Origin of the sequence: Streptomyces sp. NPDC048290 (assembly GCF_040652095.1) — a bacterium.
In the GTDB taxonomy this organism is placed as follows: Bacteria; Actinomycetota; Actinomycetes; order Streptomycetales; family Streptomycetaceae; genus Streptomyces.
In genome coordinates, this window is sequence record NZ_JBEZLM010000013.1 from 178,751 (window position 1) to 201,971 (window position 23,221).

Consider the following 23,221-nt stretch of genomic DNA (forward strand, 5'->3'; position numbering starts at 1 on the left):
GTGCCCGACACGCACCGCCGAGCCGACGCCCTCCCGACCGCCCGCTACGGCAATCGGCCGACCATGAAGGACGTCGCCGCGCGGGCCGGTGTCGGGCTGAAGACGGTCTCGCGTGTCGTCAACGGCGAGCCCGGCGTCACGCCGGAGACCGAGCGGCGGGTGCAGGAGGCGATCGACGCGCTGGGGTTCCGGCGCAACGACAGCGCGCGGGTGCTGCGCAAGGGCCGTACCGCCAGCATCGGCCTGGTGCTGGAGGACCTCGCCGACCCGTTCTACGGTCCGCTCAGCCGCGCGGTCGAGGAGGTGGCGCGGGCACACGGGGCGCTGCTGATCAACGGGTCCAGCGCGGAGGACCCCGAGCGCGAGCAGGAACTGGCGCTGGCGCTGTGCGCCCGGCGGGTGGACGGTCTCGTGGTCATCCCGGCCGGGGACGACCACCGGTATCTGGAACCGGAGATCCGCGCGGGCGTGGCCACGGTGTTCGTGGACCGCCCGGCCGGCCGGATCGACGCCGACGCGGTGCTGTCCGACAGCTTCGGCGGGTCCCGGGACGGCGTGGCGCATCTCATCGCGGGCGGCCACCGGCGGATCGGCTTCATCGGCGACCGGCCGCGCATCCACACCGCGGCCGAGCGGCTGCGCGGCTACCGGACCGCGATGGAGGAGGCCGGGATAACCGTCGCCGACGGCTGGATGTCCCTCGGGGTGACCGATCCGGTGCGGGTGCGGCGCGCGGCCGAGGAGATGCTGACGGGACCGGATCCGGTCACCGCGATCTTCGCGGGCAACAACCGGGTGACGGTCACGGTGATCCGGGTGCTGGCCGAACAGTCCCGCCCGGTCGCCCTGGTCGGCTTCGACGACATCGAGCTGGGCGATCTGCTCCAGCCGGGTGTCACGGTCGTCGCCCAGGACGCGGCGGCGCTCGGCCGCACGGCCGCCGAACGGCTGTTCCGGCAGCTGGACGGCACGCTGATCACCCCGGAGCGGATCGAACTGCCCACCCGGCTGATCAAGCGCGGCTCGGGCGAACTGCCACCGGCGGACTGAGGGGCGGAGGATGGACGGCACCGAGGACGGCCGCGGCGGGGACCGGTCCCGGGAGCGGTACCCGGAGGGACGGGTGAGGGGCGCCGGGCGTGTCGGCGGGGCGGACGGGGACGCCGGGAGCGCCGACGAGGGCGGCTACAGCCGGGACAGGGACGACGGCGGGGCAGGGAATCACCAGGGCGCCCCGACCGACGACACCCCGGCCACCGCCGGTCGCACCCTGGAGGAACTGGGCCTGGCGGTCGTCCCCCGCGACGATCCCCTCGCGTATCCCGGCGTCTGGCCCGCCGAATCCGCGCTGCTGGTGGGCGACCGGCTGCTGCCGCTCACCCGGCTGGTGCACGAGGACCGGGTGCCGGTGCTCGCGGTGGGGTCCAACGCCAGTCCCGGCCAGCTCCGGGCGAAACTCGCCGAGTCCGCGCTCACGACCCCGCTGCCCCTGGTCAAGGTGCGGGTCACGGGGCTCGACATCGGCGTGTCGGCGCACATCAGCCGGATGGGATATGTGAGCGCCTCCCCCTTCGTGGCGCCGGGGGCCGTACGGGAGTTGTTCGTCACCTGGCTGGACGCCGGGCAACTGGCCGCGGTGGACGCCAGCGAGGGCGCGACCCTGGCCCAGGGCAACTACCGGCGGGTATGGCTGCCCGCGCGGGACGTCCGGATCGACCTGGCGGACGGACGGACCCTGCCGGGCGCGTATGTGTACGTCAACCGGCGCGGTGTGCTGCACGACGGTGGCGGCACCTTGCTGCGCCACTGCGACCAGCGGGCGCTGCTCGGCGCGCTGCTGGCCGGTCTGCCCCGGCTGCGGAAGCTGTGCGGGGCGACCCCGGAGGAGTTCTGCGCCCGGGTGCGCGCCGATCCGGCGGTCGGCAGGCGCGGCACCAGGTTGTTCGCGGAGGAGGGGCTGGTCGCGGCGTCGGGTCTGGAGGGGTTCGGAAGCGGGCCTGCTCAGGGCGAGGCTCGTTGGCACGAGGCCCCTTGAGGCGAGGCTCCTGGGCGCGAGAGACCCCTTGAGGCCCCTTGAGGCGAGGCGCCTGAGCACCGGGCTCCTGGGGCCGCCTTCATGGAAGCCGGACTCATGAGGACGGCCCCCACCACCGCCCCTGAGAGGCGCCGCGCGCGACCCGGCCCGCATGGCGGGGTCAGGCGGACGCCGTCAGGTCCCCCCGCCGGGGCGCCGCGAAGCCCTCCAGGTCGGTGCGGGAGAGCCCGGTCGCGGTGGTGACCTCGGCGGTGTCGAGCGCGCCGCAGTCCAGGCCGCGCAGCAGATAGCCGGCGAGGGCCTTGGCGGTGGCGGGTTCGTCCAGCACGTCCCCGGCGGTGCGGGCGGCGTAGCGGGCGAGGCGGGCCGCGGCGGACGCGAAGCCCTCGCGGTAGAAGGCGAAGACGGCGGCGTAACGGGTCGGGAGGTGGCCCGGGTGCATGTCCCAGCCCTGGTAGTAGGCGCGGGCCAGGGCGCGCCGGGTGAGGCCGTAGTGCAGCCGCCAGGCGTCGTGGACGCGGTCGGTCGGACCGACGGGCAGCACGTTGGTGGAGCCGTCCGAGAGGCGTACGCCGGTGCCCGCGGCGGCGACCTGCATGACGGCCTTGGCGTGGTCGGCGGCCGGGTGGTCGCTCGCCTGGTAGGCGGCCGACACGCCGAGGCAGGCGCTGTAGTCGAAGGTGCCGTAGTGGAGTCCGGTGGCGCGGCCCTCGGCGGCCTGGATCATCCGGGCGACGGTGGCGGTGCCGTCGGCGGCCAGGATGGACTGGCTGGTCTCGATCTGGATCTCGAATCCGAGGCGGCCGGGTGCGAGGGCGTGTGCCTTCTCGAAGGCGTCCAGGAGCCGGACCATGGCGGTGACCTGCTCGGGATAGGTCACCTTGGGCAGGGTGAGGACCAGTCCGTCGGGCAGTCCGCCGGCCGCCATGAGTCCGGTGAGGAAGATGTCGAGGGTGCGGATGCCGCGCTCGCGGACCGGGGCTTCCATGCATTTCATCCGGATGCCCATCCATGGGGCGGCGGTGCCGTTCGTGTACGCCTCGGCGATCAGCCGGGCCGCGCGGGCGGCGTCCTCGTCCTCCTCGGCGTCGGCGCGGGGCCCGTAGCCGTCCTCGAAGTCGACCCGCAGGTCTTCCACCGGCTCGCGTCCGAGTTTGGCCTGTAGGCGGGCGTGGACGGGCTCGGCGAGGTCGTCGGCGAGTCCGAGGACGGCGGCGAAGGAGGCGGCGTCGGGGGCGTGTTCGTCCAGGGCGGCGAGGGCCTGGTCGCCCCAGGAGCGGACAGTTCCGGCGGTGAAGGTGTCGCCGGGGACGTAGACGGTGTGGACGGGCTGGCGGGTGCCGGGGTCTCCGGGGTAGCGGCGCTCCAGTTCGGCGTCGACGGGGGCGAGGGAGGCGCTGATCTCCTCGCTGACGGCGCCCGCGAGGCTCGTACGCACCGGCTCCTGCTGGCCCTGCCCCATGCGACACCCTCCACTTTTCCGCTTCATGGAATCAACAATCCGTTGAAGAAGCTATCCGTCGGCCCAGCACGGGTCAACACCCCTTCCCGACCGCGTCACTCCCGGACTTCGGCATGTTCACGGCCATCGCATAGGGCGGTAGAACACTTCGGTACGCACGACTCGCCCGGCAGCCCCTCTCCCGCCCCCGCGACACCCCGCAAAGGAGCCCCCGTGCCGAACCGCAGCCGTGTCACACGCCGTACGGGCCTGAAGACCGCGCTCGCCGCCACGGTCGCCGTCCCCCTGTCGAGCACCGCGCCCGCCGCCACCGCCGCCGTGTCCGACGACGGGCCCCGGGAGCGGGGAACGCGGCGGCTGGAGGTCATGTCGTTCAATCTGCGGTTCGCGAGCACCGCCGAACCGCACAGCTGGAGCGTCCGCAGACCGGTCATGCGGGAGCTGCTGCGCCGGGAGCGGCCCCATCTGATCGGCACCCAGGAGGGCCTGTACCAGCAGATCCGGGACATCGAGAGCGACCTGGGGCCGCACTACGACTGGATCGGCACCGGACGCGCGGGCGGCAGCCGCGACGAGTTCATGGCGGTCCTGTACGACACGCGCCGCCTCGCCCCGCTGGAGTTCGACCACTTCTGGCTGTCCGACACGCCGGACGTGATCGGGTCCAACACCTGGGGCGGCGGCTCCATCCGGATGGTCACCTGGGTGCGGTTCCGCGACCGGGCGCCCGGTGGCCGGGAGTTCGTCCTGCTCGACACGCATCTGGACAACCGCAGCCCCGACGCCCGTACGCGTGCCGCCGCGCTGATCGTCCAGCGGATCGCCGCCCTGGACCCGGCCCTGCCCCTGGTGGTCACCGGCGACTTCAACGTGGCCGCCCACAAGAGCCCGGTCTACGACACGCTGCTGGGCGCCGGACTCGCCGACACCTGGGACACCGCCACCGAACGGGGTCCCCTGTACGCCACCTTCCACGGCTACCGCCCGCTCACCCCGGGCGGCGACCGCATCGACTGGATTCTCACCACGCCCGGGGTGAGAACCCACCGCGCGGACATCAACACGTTCGCGCTGAACGGCCAGTTCCCGAGCGACCATCTGCCGGTACAGGCGGCGCTGACCCTGGGCTGAACGCCGGTCCCGCGCGGGCCCGGGTACACAAGGCGGTGGCCGGGCCGGATGTGTCCGGCCCGGCCACCGCGGGTCCTTCTCGGGTGATGACGGCCCCCGGCAGACCGGGGTCCCAGGAGCCTCGTACGGCCTCCCGGTGGGGCGGTCAGCCCTTGCGGGTCTTGATCTCCTCGGTCAGCTGCGGCACCACGTCGAAGAGGTCGCCGACGATGCCGTAGTCGACCAGGTCGAAGATCGGGGCCTCGGCGTCCTTGTTGACGGCCACGATGGTCTTCGAGGTCTGCATGCCCGCGCGGTGCTGGATCGCGCCGGAGATGCCCGCCGCGATGTAGAGCTGCGGCGAGACGGACTTGCCGGTCTGGCCGACCTGGTTGGTGTGCGGGTACCAGCCGGCGTCCACGGCGGCGCGCGAGGCGCCCACGGCCGCGCCCAGCTCGTCGGCCAGCGCCTCGATGACCGCGAAGTTCTCGGCGCCGTTGACCCCGCGACCGCCGGAGACCACGATCGCGGCCTCGGTCAGCTCCGGGCGGCCGGTCGACTCGCGCGGCGTGCGGGAGACGACCCGGGTGGCGGTGGCCAGGTCGGAGAAGGTCACCGCGAGGGCCTCGACGGCACCGGCGGCGGGCGCGGCCTCGACGGCGGCCGAGTTCGGCTTGACCGTGATGACCGGGGTGCCCTTGGCGATCCGGGACTTGGTGGTGAAGGCGGCGGCGAACACCGACTGGGTGGCGACCGGGCCCTCGTCACCGGCCTCCAGGTCGATGGCGTCGGTGATGATGCCGGAGTGGACGCGCAGCGCGAGCCGCGCGGCGACCTCCTTGCCCTCGGCGGAGGACGGCACCAGGACGGCGGCCGGGGAGACGGCGTCGTACGCGGCCTGGAGGGCGTCGACCTTCGGGACGACCAGGTAGTCGGCGTACTCGGCGGCGTCGTGGGTGAGGACCTTGACCGCGCCGTGCTCGGCGAGGACGGCGGCGGTGTCGGCGGCGCCGTTGCCCAGGGCGACGGCGACCGGGTCGCCGATCCGGCGGGCGAGGGTCAGCAGCTCCAGGGTGGGCTTGCGGACGGCGCCGTCCACGTGGTCGACGTAGACGAGAACTTCAGCCATGGGACTTCTTCTCTCCTGCTGTGCGAAAGGTGCGGGCGGTCGGCGAATCGGAGTCGAACGGCGTGCCATGGGGCGGGCGCCGGGCCGGGGTGCCGCGCGGGACGGGCTCGGGCGAGCCGTCCTGCGGGCGGGTACCGGCCGGGCCGCCGTGCGGCAGGCTCAGACGAACTTCTGGCTCGCGAGGAATTCGGCGAGCTGCTTGCCGCCCTCGCCCTCGTCCTTGACGATCGTGCCGGCCGTGCGGGCCGGGCGCTCGGCCGCCGAGTCGACGACCGTGTAGGCGTTCTCCAGACCGACCTCGTCCTCGTCGACGTCCAGGTCGGACAGGTCCCAGGACTGCACCGGCTTCTTCTTGGCCGCCATGATGCCCTTGAAGGACGGGTAACGGGCCTCGCCCGACTGGTCGGTGACCGAGACGACGGCCGGCAGGGACGCCTCCAGCTGCTCGGAGGCGGCGTCGCCGTCCCGGCGGCCGGTGACCTTGCCGTCCGCGACGGAGACCTCGGACAGCAGCGTGACCTGCGGGACGCGCAGCCGCTCGGCGAGCAGCGCCGGGACGATGCCCATGGTGCCGTCGGTGGAGGCCATGCCGGAGATGACCAGGTCGTAGCCGGCCTTCTCGATCGCCGCGGCGAGCACCAGGGAGGTGCCGATGGCGTCGGTGCCGTGCAGGTCGTCGTCCTCGACGTGGATCGCCTTGTCGGCGCCCATGGACAGGGCCTTGCGCAGCGCGTCCTTGGCGTCCTCGGGGCCGACCGTGAGCACGGTGACCTCGACGTCGTCGTCGGAGTTCTCGGAGATCTGGAGGGCTTGTTCGACCGCGTACTCGTCCAGTTCGGAGAGCAGCCCGTCGACGTCGTCGCGGTCCACGGTCAGGTCATCGGCGAAGTGCCGGTCGCCGGTGGCGTCGGGCACGTACTTCACAGTGACAACGATCCTCAAGCTCACGCCGGCTCTCCTACTGCAATCGTCATTTCTCGGCTGCCTTCCAGCAGGCAGCATAGGCGCCCCTGGCGGCCGGTCCCGGTCGGGGCGACCCGCGCTCCCACCGGGATATTACTCGTCAGTACACTCGGTCCATGCCCGCTAAGCAAGCGCTTTGAACTGTGACCTTCGCAACGCAGCGTAACCGGAACTCGACGGTCCCGCAGGCGCGCGGCCACGTGATCAATCCCGCAGGCCGGTGAAGCCCCCTCGGTGGTACAGCAGAGGGCGCCCGGGGCCCGTGGGGTCCCCCTCGACCACCTCGGCGATCACGATCCGATGATCGCCAGCGGGGACCCGCGCGTGGACCCGGCACACCGCCCAGGCCAGCACCCCGTCCAGCACCGGCACCCCCTCCGGCCCGTCCCGCCACCGCGTGGGCGGCGCGAACCGGTCGGCCCCGCTGCGCGCGAACGTGACGGCCAGCTCCCGCTGCGGCTCCGCCAGGACGTGCACCCCGACGTACCGCGCCGCCTCGACCGCCGGCCAGCTGGACGCCCCCGTACCGATCCCGAAGGACAGCAGCGGCGGTTCGGCCGCCACCGACACCAGGGAGGTGGCCGTGAACCCGGCCGGGCCCCGCGCGTCGCGCGCGGTGATCACGGCGACGCCCGCCGCGTGCCGCCGGAAGACGGACCGCAGCAGCTCCGGCGACCCGGGCCGGGCACCCCCTGGGACGCTCCCCAGCTCCGGTACGGCCGTCATGGTGCTGTCCCGCGCATACGACCAGGCTGGCGACCGGGGGCCGACCCGGTCAAGTGCACGAGGACCCATGGGACCTGACGCACCGCCGGTGAGTGAACCGTCCACCGCGCGGTCCCCGCCAGGCTCACACCGCCTCGCCGAGCGCCGCGATCACATCCGCCCGCCGCGGCTGCCCGGTGGCCCGCCGCACGATCCGCCCCTGCGCGTCCAGCACCAGAACAGTCGGCGTCCGCAGGATCTCCAGCTCGCGTACAAGGTCCAGATGCGCCTCCGCGTCGATCTCCACATGGGCGACGCCCGGCACCATCCCGGCCACCTCGCCCAGGGTCCGGCGGGTCGCCCGGCACGGGGCGCAGAAGGCGCTGGAGAACTGCACGAGCGTCGCCCGCTCCCCCAGCGGGCCGCCCAGTTCCGCCGCGCCGAGCCGTCTGCCGTCGTCCCGCCCGCGCACCCGCACCCTCCCGCTCCGCCGCGTGTGCAGCACTCCGAAGGCACCCGCCGTCGCGAGCACCGCCAGGCACACCATCAGTCCCGTCATCGACGGGTGCAGCGTTCATCAGACTGCAAAGATTCCCGGCGTCCGGAGCCGTCCGGGCTACGGGATGCTCGCTCCATGGACATCGATGCGAGAGGGCCCCGCTTCGGGGCGGCCGTGACCTCCGTGGTCCTGGCGGCCGTGCTGGTCACCGGGAGCGGCTGGCTGCTGGCCTGGCAGACCCTGGCGTTCGCGCTCGGCACGGCCGGTGGAGTGGCCCGCTCGCCGTACGGCTGGGTGTTCCGGCGGTTCGTACGGCCCCGGATCGGGCCGCCCACCGCGTTCGAGCCGCCGCAGCCGCCGCGCTTCGCCCAGGCCGTGGGGCTCGGCTTCGCCCTCCTCGGCCTGACCGGCTACGCGGTGGGCCCGCAGTGGCTGGGGCTCTCGGCGACCGGGGCGGCGCTCGCTGCGGCCTTCCTGAACGCCGTGTTCGGGTACTGCCTGGGGTGCGAGGCGTATGTGCTGGCGCGGCGGATGACGGCGCGCACACGGTGACGTCGAGCGAGGGAGGCACCTCCCCGGGACGGAGGCGCCCCCTGGGGACGGCGCTCCTGGAGCGGCTCCCGCGCGGCATGTGCCGCCGACCGCGCGGGACGTGACGAGGATTACGCCGGTCGCTGGCACCAGGGGTGGCCCCCTGTTCGTTCTTCGGGCACCATCTGCGAGATGCCGTAAAACCTACGGCCGCGTAACTTTCCGCCGGGAGTCCCTTCCCAGGCAGAGCAGGAAGGGCCCGTCCCGCCCATGGCAGAGCTCGTCTACCCGCCCGTCATCGGTTTCGCCCGCACTCTGTTCAAGGTGTGGGACCTGAAGATCGACTGCCAGGGATCGGAGAACATCCCGCGGTCGGGCGGTGCCGTGCTGGTCAGCAATCACATCGGTTACATGGACTTCGTCTTCAACGGGCTCGCCGCGCTGCCGCAGAAGCGTCTGGTGCGCTTCATGGCCAAGGAGTCGGTCTTCCGGCACAAGGTGTCCGGTCCGCTGATGCGCGGCATGAAGCACATCCCGGTGGACCGCAAGCAGGGCGAGGCGGCCTACCAGCACGCGCTGGAGTCGCTGCGCTCCGGCGAGGTGGTGGGGGTCTTCCCGGAGGCCACCATCTCGCAGTCGTTCACGCTGAAGAGCTTCAAGTCGGGCGCCGCGCGGCTCGCCCAGGACGCGGGCGTGCCGCTGATCCCGATGGCCGTCTGGGGCACCCAGCGCATCTGGACCAAGGGCCACCCGCGCAACTTCAAGCGCAGCCACATCCCTGTCACCGTCCGCGTGGGCGAGGCGATCGAGGCCACCCGCGAGGAGTACGCGGGCGCCATCACCCGGCGGCTGCGCGCACGGGTGCAGGAGTTGCTCGAGGCCGCCCAGCGCGCCTACCCGGTCCGCCCCAGGAGCACCGACGACACCTGGTGGATACCGGCCCACCTCGGCGGCACCGCACCGACACCGGAGGCCGTCAAGGCGGCGGAGTCCCACTGAGGCGCCTCCGCGCGGGAGGGGCGGTGACGACGCCCTGGGCGCGGTCGGCGCCGTCCGCGGGCGGGCAGCCCCGATCAGTGTGGACCCCGATGAGGCGAGGCACGGGCTGAAGACCCGCCCTGGGAGCGGCTTCCCGAACGGGCCTCCTAGGGGCCCGATTCAGCCGACGCGGTCGCTTCAGGAAGTGACGACGACCAAGTCGCGCGGACCGGTCTCTCGACGCTCGCACGGTGAACAGCAGCCCCACCCCGACCCGGCGTACCGTGGGCGCGCTTTCGGGGCGCGGGCTCAGCCGCCGTCCGCCCCGGCGATCGTGATCTCCGCCCCCGGGCTGAACTTCGCCAGCAGCTCGGCGAGTTCCGCCGCGGCCGTCTCCACCTCGGCGACCGGCATCGGCTCGAGGCTCTCCAGCAGGAAGATGCCGGAGACGGTGTCCTCGTCGAGCCGGGTACGCGGGCCCTGGCGCCAGTTCCAGCGGCGGCAGGTGACGCCGAGGCCGTCGCGCCACACCACCTCACCGGGCTCCGGGTGCTCGACCGTCTCCTCGCCCCCGGCGGCGGTCACGAACTCCTCGTCGCCGCGCGCCCGGACCAGCCGCATCCCGCCCTCGATCCGGTCGATGTCCTCGCCGCCGACCGGGATCAGATGAGCCACGCTGACGGCGTTGTAGAGGTCCACCAGAAGGTTGATCCGGGGCAGTCCGGCATCCGTCAGCGCACGCCTGGCCAGCGCCTCCGCGGAGTTGCGGGTACGGGACGGCTTGGCGCCGAACGCGGTGTACGCCGTACGCCAGGCGGCCATGTGCGGGTCCTCGTGCGGCGCCCGCCCGGCCAGCCGTACGGCGAGCCGCCGCGCGGCGTCGTCCAGCAGGGCCGCGCTGGCGTCGGTGCTGGGTCCGCCCACGAGGCCATGGGCCTCGACGGTGACATGGGTGAAGCCGGGTACGAGGGCCCGGACCTCGTCGGAGACGGTCAGGGAGAGCGTCATGGCTGCCTTCACAGTGCGGTGGGGAGCGTCCGCCACAGATGGGCCCGGTCCGTGGCGGTCTTGAGGGCGTTCAGGACGACCGGGTGCGGTTCAGCGTACAGGACTGGATAGTCCACCTCACTGGACTCCGCGTCCACGGCGAAGGCCAGCCGCTCGCCGTCCAGCGAGAACCGGGCGTCCACGCCCGGCTTGTTGCCGCGCGGGTCCTGCCGGTGCCAGCCGCCGCGGAAGCGGACGGCGGCCAGACCGTGCACCACATGGCCGCCGCCGTCGTCATGCCGCAGCCGCTGGTAGCAGAGCGCGGCCGGGATGTCCTCGGCGCGCAACAGGGCCGCGAGCGCGTGGGCCTTGGCGTAGCAGATGCCGGTACGCCGCTCCAGGACGTCGGAGGCCCGCCAGGTGACCCGCGGATCACCGCTGTCGGCGGAGTGCGGGATCTGGTCGCGGACGAATGCGAAGGCGGCCCGCGCATAGTCATACGAGTCGGTCACGTCCCGCGCCAGCCGCGCGGCGGTCCGCCGCACCAGCGGGTGCTCATGGTCGACGACCTCGTCGGCCGCCAGATACGCGGACAGATCGGGGGTGTGCTGGATCAGCTGCATGCCCGCAGAGCATAGGAATACGATCACCCGAGAGTCAATGCATTTCCAGGTGACCGTATATCTATACGGAGCGCCACGCAGAGGCGGACCCTAGCGCGCCATCTCCTCCTTGAGCGCCGTCAAGAACTCGTCGACGTCGTCCTCCGTCGTGTCGAAGGCGCACATCCAGCGCACGTCCCCGGCCGCCTCGTTCCAGAAGTAGAACCGGAACCGCTGCTGGAGCCGCACCGTCACCTCGTGCGGCAGCCGGGCGAAGACGGCGTTCGACTGGACCGGGTGCAGCAGTTCCACCCCGTGCACCGCGCGGACGCCCTCGGCGAGTCGCTGGGCCATCTCGTTGGCGTGCCGGGCGTTGCGCAGCCACAGGTCCCTGGCGAGCAGGGCCTCCATCTGCACCGACACGAACCGCATCTTGGACGCCAGCTGCATGGACAGCTTCCGTAGATGCTTCATGTGGCTGACCGCGTCCTGGTTGAGCACCACGACCGCCTCGCCGAACAGGGCGCCGTTCTTCGTGGCGCCCAGCGAGAGCAGATCGACACCGGCGGCATTGGTGAACGCCCGCATGGGGACGTCCAGGGAGGCCGCCGCGTTGGCGAGCCGGGAGCCGTCCAGATGGACCCTCATCCCGAGCCCGTGGGCGTGCTCGCAGATCGCGCGGATCTCGTCGGGTGTGTAGACCGTGCCCAGCTCGGTGCTCTGGGCGATCGACACGACCTGCGGCATCGCCCGGTGCTCGTCGTCCCAGCCGTACGCCTCCCGGTCGATCAGCTCGGGCGTGAGCTTGCCGTCCGGGGTGGGCACGGTGAGCAGCTTCAGCCCGGCGACCCGCTCGGGCGCGCCGCACTCGTCGACGTTGATGTGCGCGCTCTCGGCGCAGATCACCGCGCCCCAGCGGTCGGTGACGGCCTGGAGGGCGACCACATTGGCGCCGGTTCCGTTGAAGACCGGGAACGCCTCCGCGGTGGCGCCGAAGTGGCCGCGGATCACGCTCTGGAGATGCTCGGTGTAGTGGTCCTCCCCATAGGCGACCTGGTGGCCGCCATTGGCGAGCGCCAGCGCGGCGAGGATCTCGGGGTGGACGCCCGCGTAGTTGTCGCTGGCGAAACCGCGGACCTCCGGGTCGTGGTGACGGCGGGCGTCGGTCTTCGGGGGGTTCACGGCTTCTCTGTCAGCCACAGACGTCGTCCGTTCACTTCGGCGGCGGGCTTGTCCCAGACACCGGCGACCGCGTCGGCCAGATCCTTGACGTCCGTGAAGCCCGCGAACTTCGCGTTGGGCCGCTCCGCGCGCATCGCGTCGTGCACCAGCGCCTTGACCACCAGGATCGCAGCCGCCGCGTTGGGCCCGTCCTCGCCCCCCGCCTTGCGGAAGTAGTCGCCGAGAGCCAGCGTCCACGCCTCGGCGGCGGCCTTGGCGGCGGCATAGGCCGCGTTGCCCGCCGTGGGCTTCCCGGCACCGGCCGCGCTGATCAGCACGTACCGGCCGCGCGCGCTGCGCTGGAGCGCCTCGTGGAAGGCGAGCGAGGTGTGCTGGACGGTACGGATCAGCAGCAGCTCCAGGAAGTCCCAGTCGTCGAGCCGGGTCTTGGTGAAGGTCTCGCTGCCGCGCCAGCCGCCGACGAGATGGACCAGGCCGTCGACCCGCCCGAAGTCCTTCTCGATGCGGTGAGACCATTCCTGGGCCGACTCGCGGTCCAGCAGGTCCACCGTGTCGCCGACGACGGTCGCACCGCCGTGCGCGTACCCGGCCGCGTCCACCGCCTCGGCCAGCCGCTCCGGATCGTTGTCCGCGCCGATGACGGTGGCCCCGGCCTCCGCCAGCCGCAGCAGTGTGGCCCGGCCCGCGGGCCCGCCCGCACCGGCCACCGCGATCACCGCGCCGCTGAGCGCCCCGTTCCCCATGTTCTTCGCCTCCTGAGCAGCGTTCTGAATGCGGTCGCTCACGCGGCGACGCGCTCGGCGGCGTCCGCCGTGATGCCCCTGGTCGAGGCGATCACCTTCTTGAGCTTCTTGGACAGCGCCTCATAGAACATGCTCAGGGGAAACTCGTCCGGAAGCACGTCATCGACGAGTTTGCGCGGCGGCAGGGACAGGTCCAGGGCGTCGGGTCCCTTGGCCCAGGTGGACCCCGGGTGCGGCGCGAGATACGTGGCGACCAGCTCGTACCCCTTGAACCAGTGGACCAGCTTGGGGCGGTCGATGCCGTCGCGGTAGAGGGTCTCGATCTCGGCGCACAGCTGGTTGGTGACCTGCGGGGCGCGCTCCCAGTCGATCGACAGCTTGTTGTCGGTCCAGCGCACGACGTCGTGCTTGTGCAGGTAGGCGAAGAGGAGCTGGCCGCCGACCCCGTCGTAGTTGCGCACTCGCTCACCGGTGACCGGGAAACGGAACATCCGATCAAAGAGCACGGCGTACTGAACATCCCTGGCCTGCGGGACGCCCTCCCTTGCGAGGCCCACGGCCTCCTTGAAGGCGGTCAGGTCGCAGCGCAGCTCCTCCAGGCCGTACATCCAGAACGGCTGGCGCTGCTTGATCATGAACGGGTCGAACGGCAGATCACCGTGGCTGTGCGTACGGTCGTGCACCATGTCCCAGAGGACGAACGCCTCCTCGCTGCGCTTCTGGTCGTGCACCATCGCGGCGATGTCCTCGGGCAGCTCCAGCCCGAGCAGCTCCACGGCGGCGGCGGTGACCCGGCGGAAGCGGGCGGCCTCGCGGTCGCAGAAGATCCCGCCCCAGGAGAAACGTTCCGGCGCCTCGCGTACGGCGATGGTCTCGGGGAAGAGGACCGCGGAGTTGGTGTCGTAGCCGGAGGTGAAGTCCTCGAAGGTGATCCCGCAGAACAGCGGGTTGTCGTAGCGGGTGCGCTCCAGCTCGGCCAGCCAGTCCGGCCAGACCATCCGCAGCACGACCGCTTCGAGGTTGCGGTCCGGGTTGCCGTTCTGCGTGTACATCGCGAAGACGACCAGGTGCTGGAGGCCGTCACGGCGGTCGGCGGCGGGCTGGAAGGCCAGCAGCGAGTCGAGGAAGTCCGGCACCGCGAAGCCGCCGGCCGACCAGCGGCGCAGGTCCTCCACCAGGGCGGTGTGATAGGCGGCGTCGTGGGGCAGCAGCGGCGAGAGGGCCTGTACGGCGTCGATGACCTCGGTGATGGCGTGGTCGGCGGCGGCGAGGGTGGGGGCGGTGCCGTTGTCGGGGGTTCCGGGGGTGGTGGGCCCTGTGGACCCGGCGATCTCGCTGGGCGCGGTGGCCCCAGACGGCCCGGTGGCCCCAGACGTCTCGGCGGTCCCAGCGGCGAGGTTGATCGAGCCGTCCGGGGACTGCCAGCCGCGAATCCGCTCCACGGCGTCCTTCAGGCGGGGCCACGCCGGGTGCTCGACCACCCTGGGCGCAGCAGAAACCGGCCCCTCAGTCGTCGGCTGCACAAGAATTTCCGTCATGTCCCATCCTCCACGGGAGAACCTCGCGTATGGACACCGTATGCGTACGACCTTTCTCCCAGCAAGGGGAGCCTCCGAAAATTCTCCTGCACCCCCCCACTGGTCACCGGATTATTTTCGGTGGAGCGGGGAAGGGGTGGAGGTCTGGGGGCGACGGGGGTGGAGGTACGGCCGACGCCCCTCCCGGTGCGGCCCCGCTCCCCCACGTCCGCCACACGACGGCATCCGAGCGCACCTCATCGCGGTCCCCGCGCGGACCCGGCTCCCGCCCTCCGCCTATCACCCGAATCCGCAGCGTACGTGGGGGTTCATCTCAGGCCACGGCCACTAAAGTGCGGAACCCACACCGCGCGGACGGTTGCTGGTCCGCTCGGCCGCCTGCCCGTCGACGGAAGCGAGCTGAACCTTGAACTTCCTCACCATCGGACACCGCGGAATCATGGGCGTCGAGCCCGAGAACACTCTCCGTTCCTTTGTCGCCGCCGAACAAGCCGGCCTCGATGTGATCGAACTCGATGTTCATCTGAGCAAGGACGGCGCACTTGTCGTCCTGCACGACGAGCACGTCGACCGGACCACCGACGGCACCGGTCCGGTCGCCGAGAAGACCCTCGCCGAACTGCGCGTCCTGGACGCCGGGCGCGGCGAGCGCATCCCGGTCCTGGAGGAGGTGCTGGACACCGTCCGCTCCCCCCTCCAGGTCGAGATCAAGGACATGGCGGCGGCGCGGGCGCTTGCCGAGGTCCTACGGGCACGGGACCTCGTAGAACGGGTGGAGGTGTCGTCCTTCCACGACGAGGCGATCACCGAGATCGCCCGCCTGGTGCCGGGCGTCCACACCGCCCTGATCGGCAGCCGGTACGGCACCGACATCGTGGACCGCGCCGTCGAGGCGGGTGCGGAGACGGTCTGTCTGAACATCCGCCGCCTGACCCTGGAGATCACGGAGGCCGCGCGCCAGGCACGGTTGCGGATCATCGGCTGGGTCGTGAACACCCAGGATCATCTGCGCCTCGTCCGCGCACTCGAACTGGACGGTGCGACAACCGATCATCCCGAGATCAAACGAACAGGCCGGTTCACCGCGTGAGGGCGCCGCACCGGGACGGGTTCGCGGTGGTGCGCGCTACAGCGCCTTGACCAGCAGTTCGAACTTCAGGTCCGGCCGCTGCGGAATGCCGAACCGCTCCTGGCCGTAGGGGAACGGGGTCGTCCGCCCGGTACGCCGGTAGCCGCGCCGCTCGTACCAGGCGATCAGATCCTCCCGTGCGGTGATCACGGTCATGTGCATCTCCGTGGCGCCCCAGAGGTCCCGGGCACGCCGCTCGGCCTCGGCGATGATCGCTTTGCCGAGGCCGGCGCCCTGGAGCACGGGGCTGACCGCGAACATGCCGAAGTAGGCGTGCCCATCTCGGTGTTCCAGCTGACAGCAGGCGATGATCCGGCCGTCCCGCTCCACGGTCAGCAGCGTTCCCTCGGGCGCCTTGATGACCGCAAGCACCCCCTCCGCGTCGGTGCGCCGCCCCTCCAGGATGTCCGCCTCCGTCGTCCATCCGGCCCGGCTGGAGTCCCCGCGATAGGCCGATTCGATCAGCGCGACGAGATCGTCCGCGTCGGCGTCGGTGGCGTCACGGTAGGTCAGTCCGGCGGTGGCGGGGCGGGCGTCCATGGGGCGGTTCTCCGTTCGGCGGCGCGGCTCTGCACGCATGACACTCACGCCTGAGACTAATGCCCTCGAATGACCGTCCGGGTCTGGTGTTCGGGGGCTTGGGCTGCTGTTCGTTCGTGAGCGGGCGGGGCCGTGTACGGGGCCGGGCGGGCGGGGTGGAGTGGGCGGGGCCTACGGGGGCGAGGCCAGTCGGGGCCGGTCCGGCGCCGGGTATGGGTCGACCGGCGGTCCCGACTGGGGCGCGCCCAGAAGAGCTCCTTCGTCTCAGGGCTCTGCGGTGTGGCGGCGCCTCAGAGCCCTGAGGTGTTCGCCGTGTCAGGGCTGAGGGCGTTGTTCGTATCCGGGCCTATTTGCTCATTCGCTCACTGGCTCATGAACGTTCATAGGGCCATGCCTCCAGCCCCGGTCCGTGCGGGTCAGTTCCTGGAAGCCGAGTCCGTTCAATCGATCGATCGCTTCCTGATCGTTCGCATCCTCGTACGCCAGAATCCGTTCCGTTCCGCACCACCGCAGCCAGTCCGCGGCCTGTCCGAGGAGCCACTCCTCCCAGCCCTCGTTCTCCCTGACGACGACCAGGTCGCCGATATCGGCGAGGCCTGCGGCGCGGGTGTGCCGCTCGGGACGGGCGATGGACGTGTCGACCTCGACATGTCCGAGGGGGTCACCGTCGGCGCCGTAGGCCGTGAGCCTGGTGCCGCACCCGCCCAACGTGCGCTCGACCCGGACGCCCGCCCGGTGCCGCGGCTGCGGCAGGTCGGCGACCCGGCCGATCAGCAGGACCTCGGTGTCGCCGGTGTGCCGGAAGCCCGCGTTCTCGTACACGGCCCGGATGTGCGGCCAGGCGTGCGGGACACCGTAGACGCCCGGTGCGGGCAGGGCGCCGTCGGCGTGCCGGACCCGGACGTCCCAGCGGGCGAGCTGGGCGAGACAGGCGTTCATGAGCAGTTCGGCGGCCTTGTCGGCATCCGGCAGGAAGGAGGCCCCGGGGCGGCTGACGAACCAGGTGACCTCGCCCGTCCCGCGATAGTCCGCGCCGACCTCGGCGTCCGCGCGGTAGCGCAGGAGATGGGCCGCCGCGACGACGTGGCGCCGCGCTTCGGCGACCAGGGTGACCCGCTCGGCGACCCAGGGGTCGGTGATGAACTCGTCCGGCTGCCGCTCCAGGGCGCTGAGCACGGTGTTCACGGAGACGGAGACGCCGGGCACCACGGCGGCGATGTGCAGATTGATCAGATCGGTGAGCTGATCGCGGTCCGCACGGTGGAAGGGGCGGACAGTGGGCATGGGTGACCTCCGGTCGGAAAGTGAGGTGCTGGAGGCCGCCATGCGATGCGGTACGGGGGCAGCGTATGTCGGGCACTGGGCAGGGCGCGAGTGCGTTTCGTCCGCGCACGGCGGTGACGGCGGAGTGGGCTCGGGCGTGTTGCGAGTGACCGGGGTGGCCCAGGTGGCCCGGTCGGGCATGTCCCGAGTGACCGGGTTGGCCCGAGTAGACCAGTCCGGCATGTCCCGAGTGACCGGAGTGGCCCGAGTGGATCGGTCGGGCGTGTCCCTCACCCCTGTGCTCCCTCCCATGCTCCCCGTATACGCCTGTGCGCTCGCGTGCGCGCCGCGCGGGTCGGGCATCGCTTCCCTGGACCGTGTGTCGAGCGGGGAGGTGCGTGTGCACGGACCGGCTTCGCCCGGGTGGCTGCTGGTGGCGCTGTGCGGCCTGACCGGCGCCTATTGCGTACTGCGGATGCGCAGCACCGTCGCGGAACAGCGCCGTTCGGCGGGTGCCGAGGCACTGATGGGGTTCGGCATGGCCGCGATGGCCGTACCGGCTGCCGTCTTCACTCCACCTGCGTGGACCTGGCCCGTGTACGCGGGCGTGTTCGGCGTGGTGGGTCTGCGCGCGCTGTGGGCCGCCCTCAGGGACGCGCATCATGCGCACCACGCGGTCGGGGCGCTGGCGATGGTCTACATGGCGGTGTCGATGACCGTCGCCGCGGCACAGGGAGCCGCAGGACAGGGACATGCGCACGGGGGTGGTTCTGCCGGACTCCCCCTGGTCACAGGGTCGTTCCTGCTCTACTTCACCGGCTACGTCCTGGTGTCGGGCTCGCGGCTGCTGCCGGTGGCGGGCGTCGCCGGCGGACCGGTGGGGGCGGTCGGGTGGGGCGACCGGCCGGAGTTGGCCCGGGTGTGTCGGGTGTCCATGGGGATCGCCATGGTGGCGATGCTGATGCCGATGTGAACACGTCCCGCTCATCAGGTTCGGGAGCGGCGGGGGTTGCCGAACCCGGGACATGAGCCCGCCGTGCGGAGGGCCGCCCGTATGCGGCCGGTCCGTGAAGCCGTGGTCTGTGTCACTTTGCGGTCGGGGGCCGTACCCGCCAACCGCCGCGCACTCATAGGCTCTCGCTCATGATGGTCCCCGCGGCACTGTTGCTGATCGGCGCGCTGATCGCCGTTCTCGGCCCCAGGACGCTCGCTCGGGCCGACTGGCCTGATCGTGAGCCGGTGGTCGCCCTGTGGGCGTGGCAGTGCGTCGTGGCGGCCGTGTTGCTGTGCTGCGCGCTGACGATGACGCTCAGTGCGGCAGCCGCGTGGCAGGTGGTGCGCGGGCAGGTCTTCGCCTCCGCGCCGAGCGGGGTCATGGAGGCGTACGCGCTCGGCGCGGCCGGGCCTTGGGCGGCGGCGACCGCGGTGACGCTGGCGCTGGCCGGGCTGTGGAGCGGCGCGATGCTCGTGCGCGAGATCGCCGCCGCGCGGACCCGGCGCCGGCTGCGGCGGGCGAAACTCCGGCGCCAGGCGCCGTCGCTGCCCGGCGAGGACACCGCCACCGGTCGGCTGGTGGTGCTGGAGGGCGATCAGCCGGACGCCTGGTGGCTGGCGGGGACGCCGCCCCGGATGGTCGTCACGACGGCCGCGCTGCGCCGTTTGAAGGGCCGCCAGCTGGACGCCGTGGTGGCCCACGAGCAGGGCCACGCGCGGGCCCGGCACGACTGGTTGCGGCACTCGTCGGCGGCGCTGGCCGCCGGGTTCCCGCAGGTGCCGGTGTTCGCGGCGTTCCGGGACGAGATGCACCGGCTGGTGGAGCTGGCCGCCGACGACATGGCGTCGCGCCGCCACGGCCGGCTCACGACCGCCCTCGCCCTGGTCGAACTGAACGAACACCGCGGCGTGTTCGGCCCCTCCCCGGCGCCCCGCGCCCATGTCCCCCAGCGCGTGCAACGGCTCCTCACCGGCCCGGCCCGCCTCCCGGCGATCCATCGCCTGCGGCTGACCGCGACGGCCGCCCTGGTGCCGGTCCTCCCGGTGCTGGTCGCTCTCGTTCCCGGCTTCAGGGCACTGGGCTAGCCGACGATCACCGGTCGCCCCGGCGGTGGCCCCGCGCCCCACGGGTCGGCGACAATCGCAGTATGACCCTCACGCCCGTCGACCGTCCCGCCCCCCAGACGGAGCGCCGGACTCCGGTACGCGCGGCTGTCGCGTTCGCGGTCGGCTCACTCGTGCTGCTGCTCCTCGTGGCGGTGTCCTGGGGGCCGCTGATCAGTTTCGATCAGGAGATCGCGCGAACCACGCATCGCTGGGCGGTCGCCGAGGGCGGGCTGACGCACGCGTTCCGGATTCTCACGGACTGGGTGTGGGACCCGCTCACCATGCGCCTGCTGTGCGCCGCGGTGATCATCTGGCTGGTGTGGCGCCGCAGGGCCTGGTTCACCGCCACCTGTCTCCTGATGGCCGTGGCCGTCAGCACCCTGGTGCAGCAGGGCCTCAAGGCCGCCGTGGGCCGTGAACGCCCCGTCTGGCCCGACCCGGTGGACTCCGCCCACTACGCGGCCTTCCCGTCCGGCCACGCCATGACCGCCACGGTCGTCCTCGGCCTGCTGGTCTGGCTCCTGCACTACTACGGCGCCTCGCGGAGAGTCCTGCGCTGGGCCACGGCGATCGCGGCCGTCTCGATCATCGGCGTCGGCCTCACCCGCGTCTGGCTCGGCGTGCACTGGCCCAGCGACGTACTGGGCGGCTGGTTGCTGGGCGGCATGGTGATCGCGGCGGCGATCACGGTCCATGAACGATGGGGACCGGCCAGACCCTGACACCACTGCCGAAACGGTCCTTCCGCCCCCGTTGCCCACCCTTGCCGGACGACACTCCCGGAACGGCACGGAGCAGCACGGAAAGGACCGACATACGGGCCGCTCCCCCGGGACCGTCCCTGGGACCACCGTATGACCGCCGTCCGAAGACCCAGGACGGCGCACATGTCGGCCTGGTCCGGATCCGTCGACGCCCCCAACGCCCGGGGCAACCAGTACAACTGGCTGCATGACGTGGCCCGTCACTTCGCCGCTACCCCACCAGCAGTTCAACGCCCTGATCCACGCGCAGGAGTAGCGCAAGCGAGTATGGGCGGGTGACCACCGACACGCGGGACCAGGCGAACCCTGACCCCCACCCCCGGACGAGGCCCGAGGCAGCCCTCCTACCCGGCTCCGACCTGGGAGTTCTCACCAAGGCGACAGCCTCGACCCACCGTCCCGAGCGACAGAGCCGCCCACCTCGGACGATCCCCCGTGTCGCCCGAGGCAGACGGCAGTAGGCCGGACCTGCGCAGGAGCCGGTCCGGACGCCCTGAGTATAGTTGGCTGGCAGCCAGTCAACGCAGGAGTTACAGGATGTCCCCGCGTAGCGCCGAGGTCAATGAAGAGCTGCGGCGCCGTTCACGGGAGCGACTGCTCCAGGCGGCGATCGAGCTGGTCAGCGAGCGTGGCTACGAGGCGACAACGTTGGCAGACATCGCCGACCGGGCGGGTTCGGCCCGTGGACTGGTGTCGTACTACTTTCCCGGGAAGCGGCAGCTGGTCCAGTCCGCCGTGCACCGGCTGATGCATCGCACGCTGGAGGAGGGACTGGAGCGGGCCCCACGCACCGACGACGGGCGGGAGCGGATGGCTCGGGCGATCGACGCGATCCTGGGGCTGGCCCGCGATCAGCCCGTGCTGATGCGCCAGCACATGGCGGGGCTTCTCCAGGCGGAGGGCTTCGTCCAGTGTCCGGAGCAGCGGCGGCTCGCGGAGCTGCTGCGGGACACGGTCGCCCGACGTGGCTCGGGGGATGTGGAGTCCGCGTACCCGATGCTGCGGTCCCTGTTGATGGGCGCGGTGTACGCGATGGTGCTGCCGAACGTCCCGATGCCCATCGCCCCCGTCCGCGCCGAACTGTTCCGGCGCTATGGGCTGGACTGGGAGCAAGGCGTCCCGCCGGACGCCGAGGCGCCCGGCGGGACATGTGAGCGGGATCTGTCCCGGTTCTTCGCCCCGGACGAACCGCCCGATGTGAAGCCCGGGTAACCGCACCGGCCGGCCCCGGCAGACCAGGCCGGGGCTCCCGTCCGTTCTGCGTCCCCACCGGAACAGGGTGGACCGGTGGGGACAATGGGAACTGCCAGGGACGAGACTGCTCAGGAACGCCGGAGCAGTTGGGACCACTGACGGTGATCGGAACCGACGACGCTGATCAGTCGATCAATCAGCATCTGATCGATCGCTCAATCGATCAGTCGAAGTAGTCCGGCTGGGTCTGGACGTTCAGCTCCCGCAGATGGACCCAACGCGCCGGGTCCGTACGGCGGTCACTGAGCTTCAGCACGTCGAAGCCCTTCGCCATGTCGTTCGAGTAGATGTAGCCGTTGTAGTAGTACGCCGACCACGAACCGCCGCCGATGAGCCTTTCCGTGCTGATCGGACCGCGCTCGAAGTAGGCGATCTCCTTGGGGTTGCTGGAGTCGGTGAAGTCCCACACCGAGATACCGCCCTGGTACCAGGCCTGGACCATCAGGTCCTTGCCCTTGACCGGGATCAGTGAGCCGTTGTGCGCGACGCAGTTCTCGGTGTCGGCCTGGTGCCGGGGGATCTTGAAGTAGCTGCGGAAGACCAGCTCACGCTTGTCGCCCTTGCCGACGATGTCGTAGATGCCGTCGGCCCCACGGTTCGGCCCGATCGCCGCGTTGCAGGTGGGGGCACCGCCGCCGCCCAGCTCATCGGTGAAGATGACCTTGTTGGCCTTCTGGTTGAAGGTCGCCGAGTGCCAGAACGCGAAGTTCACGTTGTCCTGGACCTGATCGATGACCTTGGGACGCTCCGGGTCCTTGATGGAGAACAGGATGCCGTCGCCCATGCAGGCGCCCGCGGCGAGGTCCTTGTCGGGCAGCACGGTGATGTCGTGGCAGCCGGTGGTCTTGGACACGCCCGGGTTGGTCGGTCCGCCCGGGTTGCCTCCGCCGTCCGGCGCCGGACCGGGGAACAGCACCGGGAAGCCCACGACCGCCGCCTTCTCAGGGGCGTAGCGCGGCACCTTGATGATCGAGATGCCGTCGTGCGGCGGCTGGCAGTCCGGGTAGGCGGTGTTGGGCGAGTACGAGGAGACGTACACGTAGATGTTCTTGCGCTCCGGCACCAGGGTGTGGGTGTGCGAACCACACGCGGTCTCGACAGCGGCGACGTACTCGGGGTTGCGCTTGTCGCTGATGTCGAAGATCTTCATGCCCTCCCACGACGACTTCTCGGTCGCGGGCTGCGTGGTGCTGTTGCAACTGCTGTCGCTGCGCGAGGAGTCGGTCGACAGGAACAGCAGGTCACCCGAGACGGAGATGTCGTTCTGCGAACCGGGGCAGAGCACTTGGGAGACGGTCTTCGGCGCCCTCGGGTTGCTGATGTCGAAGATGCGGAAGCCGTCGTAGTTGCCGGCGAAGGCGTACTTGCCCTGGAAGGCGAGGTCCGAGTTGGTGCCCGGCAGGGCGTCCTTCGGGATGTTCGCGATGTGTTCGATGTTGGCCGAATGAACAATCTCGTCCTGGCCCGGTATGTCACCGGCGGCTATCGCCGCGCGAGCCTCGGCCTGATCGCTCTGCGACACCGACTTCTCCCCGGCGGGGGTGTCACCCGGGTCCGGGGTGGCCGCGGCCTGCTGGGCCGTCAGCAGCGTGGCCAGGAGTCCGGCTCCGGCGACGACAACACCCAGTTGTCTGCGTCGAGTCCGGGATCTGTTGAACAGGGTCACTGTGTCCTCCCTTGTTCCGTTCGTAAGGGGCGTCGAACGGA

23 protein-coding genes are annotated in these 23,221 nt (G+C 71.5%); 10 read left to right on the forward strand and 13 right to left on the reverse strand.

The genetic code is table 11. The annotated features are described in order from the left end of the window. Complete coding sequence (locus AB0D49_RS23495) at window positions 1-1,050, forward strand: LacI family DNA-binding transcriptional regulator (RefSeq protein WP_362760596.1); 1,050 nt, start codon at window positions 1-3, stop codon at window positions 1,048-1,050. A gap of 10 nt (window positions 1,051-1,060) precedes the next feature. Further along, a complete protein-coding gene (locus AB0D49_RS23500; protein ID WP_362760599.1) occupies window positions 1,061-2,035 on the forward strand; it encodes a hypothetical protein in 975 nt (324 codons plus the stop codon). A gap of 160 nt (window positions 2,036-2,195) precedes the next feature. Here AB0D49_RS23500 and AB0D49_RS23505 read toward each other — a convergent pair whose 3' ends face one another. Continuing rightward, window positions 2,196-3,497: an aldolase gene (locus AB0D49_RS23505; protein ID WP_362760602.1), complete on the reverse strand. Its 1,302-nt coding sequence runs from the start codon at window positions 3,495-3,497 to the stop codon at window positions 2,196-2,198. Window positions 3,498-3,710: 213 nt separating this feature from the next. Here AB0D49_RS23505 and AB0D49_RS23510 point away from each other — a divergent pair, with 213 nt between their 5' ends. Then, the gene (locus AB0D49_RS23510) at window positions 3,711-4,628 is read left to right on the forward strand and encodes an endonuclease/exonuclease/phosphatase family protein (protein ID WP_362760604.1); all 918 of its coding nucleotides are present in this window, start codon (window positions 3,711-3,713) and stop codon (window positions 4,626-4,628) included. Window positions 4,629-4,773: 145 nt separating this feature from the next. Here AB0D49_RS23510 and AB0D49_RS23515 read toward each other — a convergent pair whose 3' ends face one another. From AB0D49_RS23515 to AB0D49_RS23530, 4 genes are all read right to left on the reverse strand, one after another. Further along, complete coding sequence (locus AB0D49_RS23515) at window positions 4,774-5,736, reverse strand: electron transfer flavoprotein subunit alpha/FixB family protein (RefSeq protein ID WP_362760607.1); 963 nt, start codon at window positions 5,734-5,736, stop codon at window positions 4,774-4,776. Window positions 5,737-5,895: 159 nt separating this feature from the next. Beyond that, window positions 5,896-6,684, reverse strand: a complete 789-nt coding sequence (locus tag AB0D49_RS23520) for an electron transfer flavoprotein subunit beta/FixA family protein (protein ID WP_362760610.1) — start codon at window positions 6,682-6,684, stop codon at window positions 5,896-5,898. Window positions 6,685-6,903: 219 nt separating this feature from the next. Then, window positions 6,904-7,425, reverse strand: coding sequence for a flavin reductase family protein (locus AB0D49_RS23525; protein WP_362760613.1), 522 nt, complete (start codon window positions 7,423-7,425; stop codon window positions 6,904-6,906). A 124-nt stretch (window positions 7,426-7,549) separates the two neighbouring features. Continuing rightward, window positions 7,550-7,963 carry a thioredoxin family protein gene (locus tag AB0D49_RS23530; protein WP_362760616.1) on the reverse strand — a complete coding sequence of 138 codons (414 nt, stop codon included), beginning with the start codon at window positions 7,961-7,963 and terminating at the stop codon, window positions 7,550-7,552. Between the two features lie 75 nt (window positions 7,964-8,038). Between AB0D49_RS23530 and AB0D49_RS23535 the strand changes: the two genes are divergently transcribed. Continuing rightward, on the forward strand, window positions 8,039-8,455 hold the full coding sequence (locus AB0D49_RS23535; RefSeq protein ID WP_362760619.1) for a DUF4395 domain-containing protein: 417 nt from the start codon (window positions 8,039-8,041) through the stop codon (window positions 8,453-8,455). 249 nt (window positions 8,456-8,704) lie between these two features. Then, window positions 8,705-9,433: a lysophospholipid acyltransferase family protein gene (locus AB0D49_RS23540; protein WP_362760622.1), complete on the forward strand. Its 729-nt coding sequence runs from the start codon at window positions 8,705-8,707 to the stop codon at window positions 9,431-9,433. A 288-nt stretch (window positions 9,434-9,721) separates the two neighbouring features. Here AB0D49_RS23540 and AB0D49_RS23545 read toward each other — a convergent pair whose 3' ends face one another. The 5 genes from AB0D49_RS23545 to AB0D49_RS23565 all read right to left on the reverse strand — a co-directional run bounded on the left by AB0D49_RS23545 (window position 9,722) and on the right by AB0D49_RS23565 (window position 14,464). Further along, window positions 9,722-10,420 (reverse strand): phenylalanine--tRNA ligase beta subunit-related protein, encoded by a 699-nt coding sequence (locus AB0D49_RS23545; protein WP_362760626.1) that lies wholly within the window; start codon window positions 10,418-10,420, stop codon window positions 9,722-9,724. A gap of 8 nt (window positions 10,421-10,428) precedes the next feature. Beyond that, entirely contained in the window at window positions 10,429-11,022 is a 594-nt protein-coding gene (locus AB0D49_RS23550; protein ID WP_362760628.1) for a transglutaminase domain-containing protein, read from the reverse strand. A 90-nt stretch (window positions 11,023-11,112) separates the two neighbouring features. Then, entirely contained in the window at window positions 11,113-12,183 is a 1,071-nt protein-coding gene (locus AB0D49_RS23555; protein WP_362760631.1) for a low specificity L-threonine aldolase, read from the reverse strand. Beyond that, window positions 12,180-12,926, reverse strand: a complete 747-nt coding sequence (locus AB0D49_RS23560; protein WP_362760873.1) for an SDR family oxidoreductase — start codon at window positions 12,924-12,926, stop codon at window positions 12,180-12,182. Before AB0D49_RS23560 ends, AB0D49_RS23555 begins: the two co-directional genes overlap by 4 nt. Window positions 12,927-12,964: 38 nt before the next feature. Next, a complete protein-coding gene (locus tag AB0D49_RS23565; protein WP_362760634.1) occupies window positions 12,965-14,464 on the reverse strand; it encodes a DUF6421 family protein in 1,500 nt (499 codons plus the stop codon). Window positions 14,465-14,870: 406 nt separating this feature from the next. Here AB0D49_RS23565 and AB0D49_RS23570 point away from each other — a divergent pair, with 406 nt between their 5' ends. Continuing rightward, a complete protein-coding gene (locus tag AB0D49_RS23570; RefSeq protein WP_362760637.1) occupies window positions 14,871-15,554 on the forward strand; it encodes a glycerophosphodiester phosphodiesterase family protein in 684 nt (227 codons plus the stop codon). 36 nt (window positions 15,555-15,590) lie between these two features. Here the strand turns inward: AB0D49_RS23570 and AB0D49_RS23575 are convergent, their stop codons facing one another. Further along, the gene (locus tag AB0D49_RS23575; protein ID WP_362760638.1) at window positions 15,591-16,133 is read right to left on the reverse strand and encodes a GNAT family N-acetyltransferase; all 543 of its coding nucleotides are present in this window, start codon (window positions 16,131-16,133) and stop codon (window positions 15,591-15,593) included. 354 nt (window positions 16,134-16,487) lie between these two features. Beyond that, window positions 16,488-17,417, reverse strand: a complete 930-nt coding sequence (locus AB0D49_RS23580; protein ID WP_362760641.1) for an N-acetyltransferase — start codon at window positions 17,415-17,417, stop codon at window positions 16,488-16,490. Window positions 17,418-17,796: 379 nt separating this feature from the next. Here AB0D49_RS23580 and AB0D49_RS23585 point away from each other — a divergent pair, with 379 nt between their 5' ends. The 4 genes from AB0D49_RS23585 to AB0D49_RS23600 all read left to right on the forward strand — a co-directional run bounded on the left by AB0D49_RS23585 (window position 17,797) and on the right by AB0D49_RS23600 (window position 21,472). After that, a complete protein-coding gene (locus tag AB0D49_RS23585) occupies window positions 17,797-18,369 on the forward strand; it encodes a DUF5134 domain-containing protein (RefSeq protein ID WP_362760644.1) in 573 nt (190 codons plus the stop codon). A 170-nt stretch (window positions 18,370-18,539) separates the two neighbouring features. Then, complete coding sequence (locus AB0D49_RS23590) at window positions 18,540-19,475, forward strand: M56 family metallopeptidase (RefSeq protein WP_362760647.1); 936 nt, start codon at window positions 18,540-18,542, stop codon at window positions 19,473-19,475. A gap of 62 nt (window positions 19,476-19,537) precedes the next feature. Beyond that, window positions 19,538-20,218 (forward strand): phosphatase PAP2 family protein, encoded by a 681-nt coding sequence (locus AB0D49_RS23595; RefSeq protein ID WP_362760650.1) that lies wholly within the window; start codon window positions 19,538-19,540, stop codon window positions 20,216-20,218. Between the two features lie 579 nt (window positions 20,219-20,797). Continuing rightward, window positions 20,798-21,472, forward strand: a complete 675-nt coding sequence (locus tag AB0D49_RS23600; protein WP_362760653.1) for a helix-turn-helix domain-containing protein — start codon at window positions 20,798-20,800, stop codon at window positions 21,470-21,472. A 205-nt stretch (window positions 21,473-21,677) separates the two neighbouring features. On the opposite strand, the gene AB0D49_RS23605 is transcribed toward AB0D49_RS23600, so the two are convergent. Continuing rightward, window positions 21,678-23,180 carry a hypothetical protein gene (locus AB0D49_RS23605; protein WP_362760657.1) on the reverse strand — a complete coding sequence of 501 codons (1,503 nt, stop codon included), beginning with the start codon at window positions 23,178-23,180 and terminating at the stop codon, window positions 21,678-21,680. Between the last annotated feature and the right edge of the window lie 41 nt (window positions 23,181-23,221).